Origin of the sequence: Streptomyces sp. Y20 (assembly GCF_043195475.1) — a bacterium.
Lineage (GTDB): Bacteria > Actinomycetota > Actinomycetes > Streptomycetales > Streptomycetaceae > Streptomyces.
In genome coordinates, this window is sequence record NZ_JBIDDP010000011.1 from 258,631 (window position 1) to 270,841 (window position 12,211).

Annotated in this window: 11 protein-coding genes and 4 pseudogenes; 11 read left to right on the forward strand and 4 right to left on the reverse strand. The window is 70.3% G+C overall.

Annotation, left to right across the window (positions count from 1 at the left end):
* The first annotated feature begins 252 nt into the window (after nt 1–252).
* Nucleotides 253–540 carry a hypothetical protein gene (locus tag ACGFT1_RS26560; protein WP_393734080.1) on the forward strand — a complete coding sequence of 96 codons (288 nt, stop codon included), beginning with the start codon at nt 253–255 and terminating at the stop codon, nt 538–540.
* Between the two features lie 628 nt (nt 541–1,168).
* On the opposite strand, the gene ACGFT1_RS26565 is transcribed toward ACGFT1_RS26560, so the two are convergent.
* Nucleotides 1,169–2,041, reverse strand: coding sequence for a hypothetical protein (locus ACGFT1_RS26565; RefSeq protein WP_373911493.1), 873 nt, complete (start codon nt 2,039–2,041; stop codon nt 1,169–1,171).
* A gap of 525 nt (nt 2,042–2,566) precedes the next feature.
* Here ACGFT1_RS26565 and ACGFT1_RS26570 point away from each other — a divergent pair.
* Nucleotides 2,567–3,766: a serine protease gene (locus ACGFT1_RS26570; RefSeq protein WP_373911494.1), complete on the forward strand. Its 1,200-nt coding sequence runs from the start codon at nt 2,567–2,569 to the stop codon at nt 3,764–3,766.
* Nucleotides 3,767–4,112: 346 nt separating this feature from the next.
* Here ACGFT1_RS26570 and ACGFT1_RS26575 read toward each other — a convergent pair whose 3' ends face one another.
* Entirely contained in the window at nt 4,113–4,472 is a 360-nt protein-coding gene (locus ACGFT1_RS26575) for a hypothetical protein (RefSeq protein ID WP_373911495.1), read from the reverse strand.
* Between the two features lie 460 nt (nt 4,473–4,932).
* On the opposite strand from ACGFT1_RS26575, the gene ACGFT1_RS26580 reads away from it, so the two are divergent.
* The 7 genes and pseudogenes from ACGFT1_RS26580 to ACGFT1_RS26610 all read left to right on the forward strand — a co-directional run.
* Nucleotides 4,933–5,178, forward strand: a complete 246-nt coding sequence (locus ACGFT1_RS26580) for a chaplin (RefSeq protein WP_373911542.1) — start codon at nt 4,933–4,935, stop codon at nt 5,176–5,178.
* Nucleotides 5,179–5,396: 218 nt separating this feature from the next.
* Entirely contained in the window at nt 5,397–7,022 is a 1,626-nt protein-coding gene (locus ACGFT1_RS26585) for a molybdopterin-dependent oxidoreductase (RefSeq protein WP_373911496.1), read from the forward strand.
* Between the two features lie 100 nt (nt 7,023–7,122).
* The gene (locus ACGFT1_RS26590) at nt 7,123–7,785 is read left to right on the forward strand and encodes a fasciclin domain-containing protein (protein ID WP_373911497.1); all 663 of its coding nucleotides are present in this window, start codon (nt 7,123–7,125) and stop codon (nt 7,783–7,785) included.
* Between the two features lie 153 nt (nt 7,786–7,938).
* Nucleotides 7,939–8,622: an FAD-dependent oxidoreductase gene (locus ACGFT1_RS26595; protein ID WP_373911543.1), complete on the forward strand. Its 684-nt coding sequence runs from the start codon at nt 7,939–7,941 to the stop codon at nt 8,620–8,622.
* 28 nt (nt 8,623–8,650) lie between these two features.
* Nucleotides 8,651–8,878: pseudogene (locus tag ACGFT1_RS26600) on the forward strand (class I SAM-dependent methyltransferase); the annotation flags it as partial.
* Nucleotides 8,878–9,534, forward strand: a pseudogene (locus tag ACGFT1_RS26605) (class I SAM-dependent methyltransferase); the annotation flags it as partial. The pseudogenes ACGFT1_RS26600 and ACGFT1_RS26605, both read left to right, overlap by 1 nt.
* Nucleotides 9,522–9,956, forward strand: a pseudogene (locus ACGFT1_RS26610) (DUF1295 domain-containing protein); the annotation flags it as partial. The pseudogenes ACGFT1_RS26605 and ACGFT1_RS26610, both read left to right, overlap by 13 nt.
* A 48-nt stretch (nt 9,957–10,004) precedes the next feature.
* Here the strand turns inward: ACGFT1_RS26610 and ACGFT1_RS26615 are convergent.
* Entirely contained in the window at nt 10,005–10,754 is a 750-nt protein-coding gene (locus tag ACGFT1_RS26615; RefSeq protein ID WP_373911498.1) for an anti-sigma factor domain-containing protein, read from the reverse strand.
* Nucleotides 10,751–11,335: a sigma-70 family RNA polymerase sigma factor gene (locus tag ACGFT1_RS26620; RefSeq protein WP_373911544.1), complete on the reverse strand. Its 585-nt coding sequence runs from the start codon at nt 11,333–11,335 to the stop codon at nt 10,751–10,753. The genes ACGFT1_RS26615 and ACGFT1_RS26620 overlap by 4 nt, the downstream gene beginning before the upstream one ends.
* A gap of 341 nt (nt 11,336–11,676) precedes the next feature.
* On the opposite strand from ACGFT1_RS26620, the pseudogene ACGFT1_RS26625 reads away from it, so the two are divergent.
* Nucleotides 11,677–11,901 (forward strand): annotated as a pseudogene (locus ACGFT1_RS26625) (kinase); the annotation flags it as partial.
* Complete coding sequence (locus tag ACGFT1_RS26630; protein ID WP_373911499.1) at nt 11,849–12,064, forward strand: hypothetical protein; 216 nt, start codon at nt 11,849–11,851, stop codon at nt 12,062–12,064. The pseudogene ACGFT1_RS26625 and the gene ACGFT1_RS26630, both read left to right, overlap by 53 nt.
* Nucleotides 12,065–12,211: the final 147 nt, after the last annotated feature.

Consider the following 12,211-nt stretch of genomic DNA (forward strand, 5'->3'; position numbering starts at 1 on the left):
TGGTGTGCACGGGATGTCCGGTTACATGTCCGGTTACCTGGCCGCCCGTTCCGCCCTGAGACGCGAAGCCGGCATCCACACGACACCGAGTCTCGCCTCCTGACCAGATCGCCCGCCCCCGTCCGCGAGGCGGCGGCACGACAGACCGCCGAGGTCCCTCGTGCACAGCCAGTGCGGCCTGGGTACGTCGCTCACTTGCCCTGGCCCGGGCCCCACACGAACGGTGACCGGAGATGCGTTAATGTGCGAGCCATGACGGCTGATGAAGGTGAAAACTCCGGCGCCGAGCGGGAGTTAGCGGCGACTCCCTGGAGCTGGGGGGGCCTGGGCCCGGTCGGCGGGGTCCTCTTGGTGCTCTCCGGAATCGGTCTGCTCCTGTGGGGGATCCTGGGCCGGACAAGCGCCGGCCCTTCACTGATCTACCAGGCCGCGAAGGTCGTGGCCATCGGCCTGGTGGTCACCGGTACCACCCTGATGGCGCGCCGACGCGACTCGTCACGACGCCCCGACGCAGAGACAGAGTCCGCTCCACGGTCGTGATGCGTCGCCGGGTCCGCCCGGGAAGACGGCCACCGACGTCGCACCCTTCATGGTCGAGGATGAACTCCCCGCCGTTCTTCAGGCACCGGACGGAGAACAGCGTTGAAGTGGCCGACAACGACCCGAAGCGCGTGGTGGGGGGTGGCTGGCCGGCAGCGCGGGCACGGGCGTACGCCCTGGGCGAGCCCCTGGTGCCCCGGTCGCGGGTGATGCTGCGGGTCCGGGCGCTTCGTGCCGCCGCCCGGCAGTGACCGACGTGGACCAGCTCCCCGCCGCGCCGGCTCAGGCCGTACTGCGCGCGCCGGCCCGGCGCTGCCCGCCCCGGCGCCGCTCCTCGTCCGCGGTCCACCGGCGGGTACGCGCGAGGTTCCGCTCCTGGACGCACTCCAAAAACCAGATCCAACACGCTCGGCTTCCAGTCCCGCTGGACCCCGTTCCTCGGAACCCAGCGGCTGCTGAACTCGGCGCTGCCGGACGAGACGCTCCGCACGGCGCGGCTCGCGGCCACCCACGGCGTCTTGTACCACGTACCGGCCGACAGGCCGGCCCTCGTCACCTTTCCGGGCGGGAAGGCTACGCCTGCGTCGGCGCGGCTGCTTCAGACCGGGCGACGAGTGGTGATGTGTGCTCAGACGGAGGTCGCGCGGCGGGAGCGGGCCCGCAGAAGGAATCCGGTGCCGGCTGCGGCGGTGAGGAGTACGCCGCCGGCGGCCCAGACCAGCGTGGCAGTGCGGGATGACCCGGTTGAGTGCTGTGCCAGGCACTTCTTTCCGGGGGCGGCGGGGGTGATACGCAGTCGGGCCCATGGTTTGTCGGGGCCGGTCTGGTCGACGTCGTGCCGGTAGACGACGTAGATTCCGGGTCCAGAGTCACAGCTCAGGGTGGTGGTGGCGGTCAGGACGGCTTTGGCGCCGCGCAGGACGGGGCGGCCGGTGAAGGCGCGGGAGGCGAGGGTGATATCTCCGTCCGATCCCTCGTCGTCGTTGTCCGTGATCGTGATGCGGCTGCCGGCCCGGAAGGTTCGCACGTCCCATTCCGACTGAGGCCACGTTCTGTCCGGAGCCCAGCGTTCCTCCAGCCTGGGCGGAGGCAGTTTCCTGACCTTGTCCCGGCAGGCGCGGCGTGCCGCCTCGTCGGCGGGTTCCACGCGCACCCGTGCCCATCGGAACGGGTGCTCGTCCGGGCCCACGTCTCCGGCGCCGCGCTGTGTCACCGGGTAGGTGCCAGGCCGGGCGTCGCAGGCGATGGTGACGGTGGTGGTCAGCACCGGATACATCATGCGCAGCTTCCCTGCCGCAACGAACGCGGGGGAGTTGATGGTTGCGAGGTAATCGACATCGCTGGCCGCGGTGTTGACCGTCAGCGTGTCGCCGGGATGCACCGAGCGGACACTTCCGAACGAGAGCGAGGGGCCGGGCGCGGAGGCCGCGGCTGGTCCGACTGCCAGGAAGGGGAGCAGGAGGGGGAGCGCCGCCCACGCGGTCCTGCGGAGTCGGTCCATCGCCACAACCTGTCCCCTTATTGATGATACGCCAGTTACTACTCAGTAGTGCACTATCGCCACTTGACTGAACATAGGTGCGAGTTCTGGTCAGTTCAGGGCTCCGCTCGCTGTTCGGCCCTCTCCAAGACGGAAAGGCATCTCCTTGCGTTCCAGACACAGATGGATTCCAGCCCTTGCGCTGGGACTGGGCGTAGGTGTTCTCGGAGCCGGGACAACATCGGCCGCCACGGGCGATCCGGCACCAGGCTCTCCACCCCACCGACAGCCTCCGCATCACCGGTGACTCCGGGCACCGGGCGTCAGGTTCCGCCGACACCACCAACGGCATCGGCATCGGCATCGGCATCGGCACCGTCGACGGACGCGGGGGCCGTCGATCCGACCGACTCCGCCACCCCCTCGACCCTCTCGACGCAGCCCACCGAGCCATCTCCCTCGCGGTCTGCCGAGCCGACCACCTTCCCCTCTCCCTCGGAAGGACCGAGTCTGAGCGAGGAGGAGAAATACTGGACGGCGGAGCACATGGCCAACGCGGTCCCGGTCGATGCCCCGCCGGACCCCGCTCCGGTCGCCTCGAAGCACGGCATCGCCGCGGGAAGCGCCGTCACGCACCGGCCGCCGCCGTCGGGTACCCCCACCCCCGAGCACTTCCTCGGTCACCCGACGATCGGCACGTTCTTCTATGATGGCCGGCAGCTCGGCGGCAAGAAGACATACTGCACGGGCAGCGTCGTGCACACGACCGCCAAGGACATCGTCCTGACCGCCGGACATTGTGGCCTGGGCATGAAGTCAGCCACCCACCGCATCTTCGTGCCGCGATATCGCATCGGCAAGCCCGCCGCCGAGCAGCCGGACGGCGTGTTTTCGGTGTCCCAGCTCTCCATAGACGCGCGCTACGAGAGGAACAGCAAGAAGGCGGTCTCCGACCTCGACCTGGCCTTCGCTCAGGTCGGCTCCAACCGCCGGGGCAAGGCGGAGGATGTCACGGGAGCCCTGACGTTCACGCCGACCAACAGCTATCACCACAAGGTCACCGTCATCGGCTATCCCGATGACGTCAGCGTCAACCCCGACCATGTGCCCATCCGCTGCCCCGTCAGCACCTCCCAACTGCCAGGCTTCAGACAGATGCGCATGACCTGCAAGGGCTTCTACGGCGGTGTCTCCGGCGGCCCGTGGATCGAGGACTACAACAGCACCAGCGGCACCGGCAAGGTCATCGGCAACACCGGCGGATACAACGGCGGCGGCAACGACGCCAACGACGACTGGGTGACGTACGCGCCGGTCTACGGCAAGGACGCCCAGGACCTGTTCGCCGACGCCGCCGCCCACCGGAACGTGGATGACCACAAACCGCCGTACCCGCCTTCCGGGGACCCCTGGCTGGCCGGCTCGGCCTCCACCTGGCAGCACGCCAAGCTGCTGGCCTCGGGCGACTTCCGCCAGACCGGCCACAGCGACATGCTCGTGGTCTGGACCGACGGCGAAGTCACCCTCTACCCCGGCAACGGACACGGCGGCTACGACCCCGAACGGCAACTGCTGCCCGAGAACGACACCTGGACGAACGCGAGGACCATCACCGCAGGCGACTTCACCGGGTCCAACCAGTTCGACCTACTGGTCCGCTGGTCCGACGGCGAAACCACCATGTACACCGACACCGGCGCCAACCACCTCGGAACCGAGCACATGCTCGTCGCCCCCACCTCCTGAACCAGTCAAAACCGCCCCCGGGCCGGACACGGAACACCTGTTGCAGGCCGCACCGCCAGCGGCCCCTGCCCCGGAGGTGGTTAGCCCGGCCGGGTCAGCTGTCGAACCCCAAGAGCGGTGTCCGCCTGGCGGTGCGGGCAGGCCCCGGCGTTGTTCCCCCGTCGGCGATCCACCGACGGGTGCGCGCCGGGTCTCGCTCCTGGAGGCGCTCCGGGAAGCGGAGCTGGGTGAGGCAGTCACCACTGAACGGGATGGAGGCGTCGAGGCCGAGCTGAACGCGACCGGCGAGCTGGAGCGCGTCCAGGAGCGGTGCGTCGTCGGCTCCCACATCCGCGTGCGTCTGAGGTCAGGATGTGCCGGACTCACGCAACGCCAGGTAACCCGCCGCAACATCCGCGCACTTCATCGTCGCCTCAGACGGAGTCGCATCTTTCAGGTGCACGAGCGCGCTGTACTCCGTCTCGTCCCGGACCCCGTTCTTGCGGAGATCCTCCACCGTCGCGTACACGTACCCGGCCAGCGTCTCCCGGGTCTCCTTGCAGCGGGACGCCCACGTATCCAGCGCCGTCTGGTACTGGCTGGCGGGATGAGCGCTGCCGTCGAGGTCCGCTAGCTTCTGCGCCGGGCCGGGCTCGCCGAGGGTGCTCGAGCAGCCGGCCAGCCCGAGCGCTGCGGCGAGGAGGATGACGGTCGTGGTGCAGCGCATAGAGCCCCCGAGAGGTTGCTGGTTCTGCGCCGCATAGGAGCCACTCCGCAGTGACATCTCGCGCAGGGAATCCGCAGCCGTCGACAGAAAGGCTTGGTGTCCTCTGAGCATCGGAAGGGGGGTGTTCCGTGTGCCTGGTTTCCGGCCGGATGAGCGCGTCCGAGCCAGTGGTCACCCTGTGTGCGGCTCGGGCTGTTCAGCCCCGCGCGTGCATTTTCCCTGGACGGCCGCGTTCCAGCGGACAGGCGACCGGTAATGGCGGGAGGGGACGGTGTGCCGACGACGCTCGATGGCAACACCGGTGTAGCGCGATCGGGTGATCCGGGCCGTTCTGAGCAGTCCGCGCGCATGGTGGCAGCGGATCACCGGTGCCTGGACGCGGCACGCGACCGGCCGGCGGCGACTGCCGCCGCAACGAGGAGGAAGGCACGTGAACATGACGTATCTGCGGTCTCGAGTGATGCGGAGTGCGGGTCTGGTGGCTGCTGCGGGCGCGGTGGTGCTCGCTGGAGCGGCGGCGGCGTCGGCCGACAGCGGCGCGCAGGCGGCTGCGGTCGGTTCGCCGGGCGTACTGTCCGGCAACGTGGTCCAGATTCCGATCAACACCCCGGTCAACGCCTGCGGCAACACCGTCGACGTGATCGGCTTGCTGAACCCGGCCTTCGGCAATGCCTGCGTCAACACCGGCTGGCACGCGGGAATGTGACGTGGCAGCCGCAGCGGGGACCCGGGGCGCTTGGACTCCTGCGCAGGCACCCCCGGGCAGGCCATACGCCCATACCCAGGTGCAGCAATGACGGCGATGTCCGCCGGCGTCTGAATGGGTAATCCGTTGCGGAACGCGGGGTGGATTGGTCCGGGATCTTCTTTCACCTGATCAGGTCTGGGACCAATCCACCCCGTGTGCAGAACCGGATTCCCTGCGTGAGGGACGAAGAGAAGGATCAGCGGGCACGGCCGGGTCTGCCGCGTCGTGCGCTGGGTGCGTTGAGCGGGGTGCTGGCCGGCTTCGCCGCACTGGCGGTGGCCGAACTGGTCGCGGCGGGGTTGCGTCCGCAGTCCAGTCCGGTCATCGCGGTGGGCGGCGCGTCCATCGACGCAACCCCCGCTCCGGTCAAGGACTGGGCGATCCGCCACTTCGGCACCAACGACAAGCTCGTACTGCAGCTCGGCATCCTCGCCGTGCTGGCTGTGCTCGCTCTGGCGCTGGGGGTGCTGGCGGTGGGGTTCAGGCGGGTCGGAGCCGCCGGGGTCCTTCTCTTCGGGGCCGTGGGGGCGGCGGCCGCCGTCAGCCGCCCCGACTCCACCAGCCTCACCGACGCACTGCCCTCTGTCGTGGGGACTGTTGCAGGGGCTCTGCTTCTGTACGTTCTGGTGGGCCGCCTGACCGCGGTGAGGCGGGCACCGGCGCCCGAGCCCGCGGCCGAGGAAGCGGGAGCCGGTCTGCATGCGGGCCAGGGATGGGACCGGCGGGGATTCGTCCTGGCGGCCGCGTCTGCCGCAGCGGCCTCTGCCGCGGTAGGCGCGGTCGGCCGGTCACTGAACGCCTCCAGCGGCCAGGACGCGATCGCCTCGCGCAAGAACGTCGTGCTCCCCGATCCCGGGTCGTCGGCGCGACCGGTGCCCAAGAGGGCTGCGTTGCGCGCCCCCGGAGTCAGCCCGTTCGTCACCCCGAACGACGACTTCTACCGGGTGGACACCGCGCTGGTGGTGCCCGAGGTGGACGCCACGACCTGGCGGCTGCGTATCCACGGCAAGGGGGTACGCCGTCCGGCCGCCTACTCCTTCGACGACCTGCTGCGCAGGGAGCTGATCGAGCGGGACATCACCCTGGCATGTGTGTCCAACGAGGTCGGCGGCCCGTATGTGGGCAACGCCCGCTGGATCGGAGTGCGGCTGGCCGACCTGCTGGCCGAGTGCGGTGTGAAGCCTCCGTCCCGGGGCGGTCCGGCGGATCAGTTGGTGTCCCGGTCGGTGGACGGTATGACGATCGGGAGCCCGGTCGAGGACGTCATGGACGGCCGGGACGCGATGCTCGCGCTCGGCATGAACGGTGAGCCGCTGCCTTTCGAGCACGGTTTCCCGGTACGGATGGTGGTACCGGGCCTGTACGGATTCGTCTCGGCCTGCAAGTGGATCGAGGACATCGAGCTCACCACCTTCGATTCCTACGACCCCTACTGGGTCAAGCGCGGATGGGCCCGCAGGGCCCCGATCAAGACCGGGTCACGTATCGACACGCCCAAGCCGTTCGCCCGGCCGAAGGCCGGCACGGTGATGGTCGCCGGCGTCGCCTGGGCCCAGCACCGGGGCATCGACAAGGTCGAGGTCCGCATCGACGACGGGCCCTGGCAGGAAGCCCACCTGGCCGCCGAGGACACCCGCGACACATGGCGCCAGTGGTCCCTTCCCTGGCAGGCCACCAAGAGAGGCCACACCCTCACCGTCCGCGCCACCGACCGGACCGGCGCGGTGCAGACCGGCAAGCGGACTCGCACGATCCCCGACGGCGCCAGCGGCTGGCACTCCGTCGTCGTGACCGTCGAGTGATAACCCGCCCCCACCACAAGGGCCCCGCCCTTGCGAACCACCTTTCCGAAATCCCCATAACGCAGCCGCTTCGTGCTGCACCTTCCAACAGGAGAACATGATGAGCACCCGCATCCGTCGTACCGCCGGCCTTCTCGCCGCTGCCGCCGTCCTGCCCGTGGCCCTGGCCGCCTGCTCCAGCGGCAGCAGTGACTCGGGCAAGTCCGACTCATCGAACAAGGCGTCTGCTCTGGCGACCAAGCGCAGCGACGACATGGGCGGCTCGAGCAGCAGCGCAAGCAGCATGAACCAGCCGTTCGGCCCGGCCTGTTCCTCCGTGCCGGAGAACGGCGCCGGCTCCTTCCACGGCATGGCCAAGGACCCGGTCGCCACCGCCGCCTCCAACAACCCGGCGCTCTCCACCCTCGTGACGGCGGTGAAGAAGGCCGGCCTGGTCGACACGCTCAACAACGCCCAGAACATCACCGTGTTCGCGCCGACCAACGACGCCTTCAAGAAGATCCCGAAGGCAACCCTGGACAAGGTTCTGAACGACAAGGCCCAGCTGACGAAGATCCTCACCTACCACGTCGTCGGCCAGAAGCTGACGCCCACAGACCTTCAGAACGGCTCCTTCGACACGCTGGAGAAGTCGAAGGTGATGACCTCCGGCTCGGGCGAGTCCTACACGGTCAACGACTCCGCCAAGGTGGTCTGCGGCAACGTCAAGACCGCCAACGCCAACGTCTACATCATCGACACCGTCCTGATGCCGAAGAGCTGACGCCCGTGCGAGCCGAGGACGCGCGCCCCGTCCGGTCGCCTTGACGGGAGCGACCGGCCGGCGCGCGTCCTTCGTGCCGGGCATTCGCCGGCCGCCCATCCGGCAGAGCCTGCCGGATGCCCCCTCAGAGGGCTGGTCCGCAGACCTCAATGCCTGCGGACCAGCCCTCTGAAAGTGCCGTTTCATCCGTCCGGGGAGGGAGACAACACGGGCGGCTCAGCAACGTGCGTCGAGCGGATCGCGGCCGGCCTGCACGAGGTGCGCGCCGGCACTCCCGTGCGGTCCGTGCTGCGTCACGCGGACGGCGTGGAGGTGACCGCCGGCGACGGGACCACCGCCTCCTACGACCACATCGTCGTCGCCGTCCACCCGGATCAGGCGCTGCGGCTGTTCGGCGACCCGACTCCGGACGAGAAGGAGGCCCTCGGCGCGTTCCGGTATTCCCGTAACGCCACCCTGCTGCACACCGACACCACGCTGCTTCCGCGGGCGAGCGGGGCCCGCGCCTCGTGGAACTACCTGATGCCCACGTGCGGGGCCGGCGCGGACCGGGTGCGGGTGAGCTACGACATGAACCGGCTGCAACGACTCGGCACCCCGCAGACGTACATCGTCACGCTCGGCGGCCAGGACCGTGTCGATCCCGCCCAGGTGCTGGCCCGCATGACCTACGAACACCCCGTGTACATGCCCGAATCGGTCGCCGCCCAGCGCCGGCTGCCCGAACTGACCACGTCCGTCACCGCGTTCGCGGGCGCCTACCACGGCTGGGGGTTCCACGAGGACGGCTGCCGCAGCGGCGTCGAGGCCGCCGCCGCCCTGGGGGTGAGGTGGTGACCGCCCTGCCCCCCGGCCCGAGCCGGCCACGGGGCTGGCGGTGGCCGCCCGGGATGGCTTCGGCGCGCACTACGCGGAGACGCTGCGCCTGTGGCGGGAGCGGTTTACGGACCGCGCCGCTGAGGTCGACGCTCTCGGTTGCGACGAGACTTTCCGTCGTCTATGGACTTTCTATCTGGCCTATTCCGAGGCCGGATTCCGCTCCGGGTATCTAGATGTCCAGCAATACCTGCTCACCGAGGAGAACCCGGCGTGATGACGACCGCCCGCACTCCAGTGTGTACCGGTGCCGCACAGCGGCTCGCCGCCCTCGCGGAGGGTGCGCTCGGCGGCCCGCTGCCGGTGCGGTTGCCCACCTGGGACGGCAGCGAGTCCGGTCCGGCCGGCGCCCCGGTGGTCGTTGTGCGCTCGCGGCGCGCACTGCGCCGCCTGCTGTGGCAGCCCGGCGAGCTCGGCCTGGCCCAGGCATACGTCACCGGAGAATTCGACATGGAGGGCGATCTCGCGCAGGGGCTGCGTGCCATGTGGGCCGCCGTTCGGTAGCGGGGTCTGCACCGCCCGAGGCTTTCCCCGGCCGACTGGACACAGGCGGTTGCTGAGGCGGTGCGGCTCGGTGCCGTCGGCCCGCGCCCGCCTGCGCCCGCTACTCAGGCACGGCTGCGTGGCGGCCTGCACAGCAAGGCCCGCGACCGGGCGGCCATCAGCCACCACTATGACCTGTCCAACGACTTCTGCCGCCTTCTCCTCGACGAGACGATGGCGTACCCCTGCGGCTACTGGACCGGGGCGGAACCCGAGGTCAGCCCGGCCGATGCGCAGCGCGCCAAGCTGGAGTAGATCTGCCGCAAGCTCGGCCTCGTCCCGGGCGCCCGCCTGCTGGACATCGGCTGCGGCTGGGGCTCACTGAGCTTGTCTCTCTGCCGGTGCAGGCAGCCCAGTTCACGTCCCGGCCGCTGTCCGCCCCGGCCTGGGCCGGGACGGCCGTCTGGGCCGTCGGACTGTTCTTCGAAGCTGTCGGCGATGCCCAGCTGGCCCGTTTCCAGGCGGACCCAGCCAACCGGGGCCGCATCATGGACCGAGGGCTGTGGCGGCTGACCCGGCACCCCAATTGCTTCGGTGACCTCTGCGTCTGGTGGGGGCTGTTCCTCGTCGCCTGCGACGGCGGACGGCAGGCCGCGGCAGTCTCCGTCATCTCACCGCTGGTGATGAGTACGTTGTTGATCAACGGAAGCGGGAAACGCCTGCTGGAACAGCATATGGCCGGCCGTCCCGGCTGGGACGCGTACGTGACCCGCACCAGCGGCTTCCTTCCCCGGCCACCGCGTCGAGGCTGATCGCCGCGTGGGGGAGCCGTCCGTCGGACGGCTTCCCCACGCGTACTCTCACGTCGGTACGCCGAGCAGGGCGAGGGGCGTCGAGGTCGGCTGCTTCGATCCGCCCGCCGGTTCCACCGTGATGCCCACCGCGGAGGCGCCGTCGACCGCTCCCTGCATGAGCACGGCCTGGCTGCTGAGGCCGGGGTCCATCAGGCCGGCCGAGCGCATCTTCCCCCCATCGGCGAACCACAGCTGGTACACCTTGCCCCGCGGTGGTGCCGCCATCTTTGACGCCACGAACACGGCCCGGTCCCGGCCGGCGGAGATCACCAGCGTGCCCGCGCCGCCCGCCACCTTCGCCGAGCGCGACTTGGCATCAGGCGCGGCCAGCACACCGGCCAGGTCCTGGACGTGCCGCTGGGCCTGTGCGGCCTGGTTCTGCGCGTCCTGGGCGCGTTCGTACTGCCATACCGCGGTTCCGCCGAAGGCAGCCGCAGCGGCCACACTGGCGGCCAGCGCCCACCGGGCCAGGCCCACGCCGCGCCGCACACCGCGGCGTACCCGCTCCAGGGGCACGGCACCGGGCGGCACCTGCCGCACGGTGGTGATGCGCTGCAGGACCTGCTCGCGCATGACGGGGCGTGTGCGCACCGTGGAGGCCAGGGCCAGGCGTCCGGCAGTGGCCGTGAACTCCGCGACCTCCTGCTCGCACGCGTCGCACTCGGCCAGGTGACGCTCGAAGGCGGCACGTTCCTCGTCGTGCAGTGCGTGCACCGCGTAGGCGCCGGTCAGAGCGTGCAGATCAGTCGTGGTCATGCGGTCACCCCCAGGCAGTCACGGAGCCGGATGAGTCCATCGCGCAGCCGGGTCTTGACGGTGCCGAGAGGCAGCGCGAGCGCCTCGGCGACCTCCCGGTAGGTCAGGCCCCGGTAATACGCGAGAGTGACCGACTGCCGCTGCAGCTCGGTCAGGGTGCGCAGGCACCGCCGCACCTGTTCCTGCTCGAGCCGGCGTTCGACCTGCTCGGTCACCTCGTCGTAGGCCGGCTGATGCTCGAGCAGAGCGGCCTTGGTGTCACGGGCCGCAGCGGCCTCCACCGACCGGACCCGGTCCACGGCCCGCCGGTGGGCGAGAGTGAGGATCCAGTTGATGACCGTGCCACGCTCGGGCCGATAGCGCGGAGCCGTGCGCCACACCTCCACCAGCACCTCCTGCGCCACCTCCTCCGACTGTGCCTGGTCACGCAAAACGGCCCGGGCGACCCCAAGAACGGAACCGGCCACCGCGTCGTAGACTGCGGCGAAAGCCTCCTGATCACCCAGCGCCACCTCGTGCAGCAGGCGCTGCAGATCAGGTTCCGCGGACGGGTTTCTGCCGATACGTACTGCTTCCTTCACAATGGCTCTCCCGTGAGCGTGACAGGCCGGAACATCCCTGTGTGATCCGGGGCCACGCGAGCTGCGGATTGGTGGTCTGATGGAGATCGCCATCATCCCGCTCATGCCGATGCTCTTCCTCAGGTCCCGCTCGGCTGGTCCGCGCCGTCGGCGAGGCGGGCGAGCCGGAGCCGGACTGGCCGGAGGCCGCCGTGGGACAGGAGGACGTGTCCGAGCCAGAGGAGGTCTTGCCGGAGCTGTGGGAGCTGCCGCGGGCGGGGTCGTCAGCGTAGGCGCCACCACACACACCGCCACACTCGTGCAACGGGGGCTTCGCTAACTTTCGCCAAGCGAGGCGTGGGGCCGGCCTGCGCGAGAGGTTCGGCCGCGGCCCGGCCGTGGTCGGCCAGGACAACCTCCGCCGCATCGCTCCGCGAGCGGGACCGGCCTGGCGCCGCGAACATCGGCCTGATCGGGCTGACCGCCCGCTACGCCCTGGACGCCGGATCCACATCGTCGCCGAAGGCGTCCTCTATGCCGATCGCTACGGCGACATCCTCACCGAGCTGCGCGCCGACCACCGTGGCCACCTGCCCGCCCGAGCGGGCCGGCGGCCTGCACCAGCGGGCGTGCGCCGCACTCGGCCCGGCCCCCGCCGCCGGCGAGGTCACCCCGGCCCTGCCCGCCGACGCCGACCCCTTGCAGGCCGGCGGCCGGATGGAGCCGCTCGCGTCCTGGCTGCGGGTGTGACACTGGTCGTCGGTCCTGCCCGCGCCGCTGCTGGCGGCGCCGCGCCGGCTGATGCCGGCCGGCCCGCCCGACCCGCGTTCCGTCGTCCGCCCGGCGTCGCGCCATCACACCGGCTCTCGCTCTTCAGGACCTGCGGGAGCCGGCGGC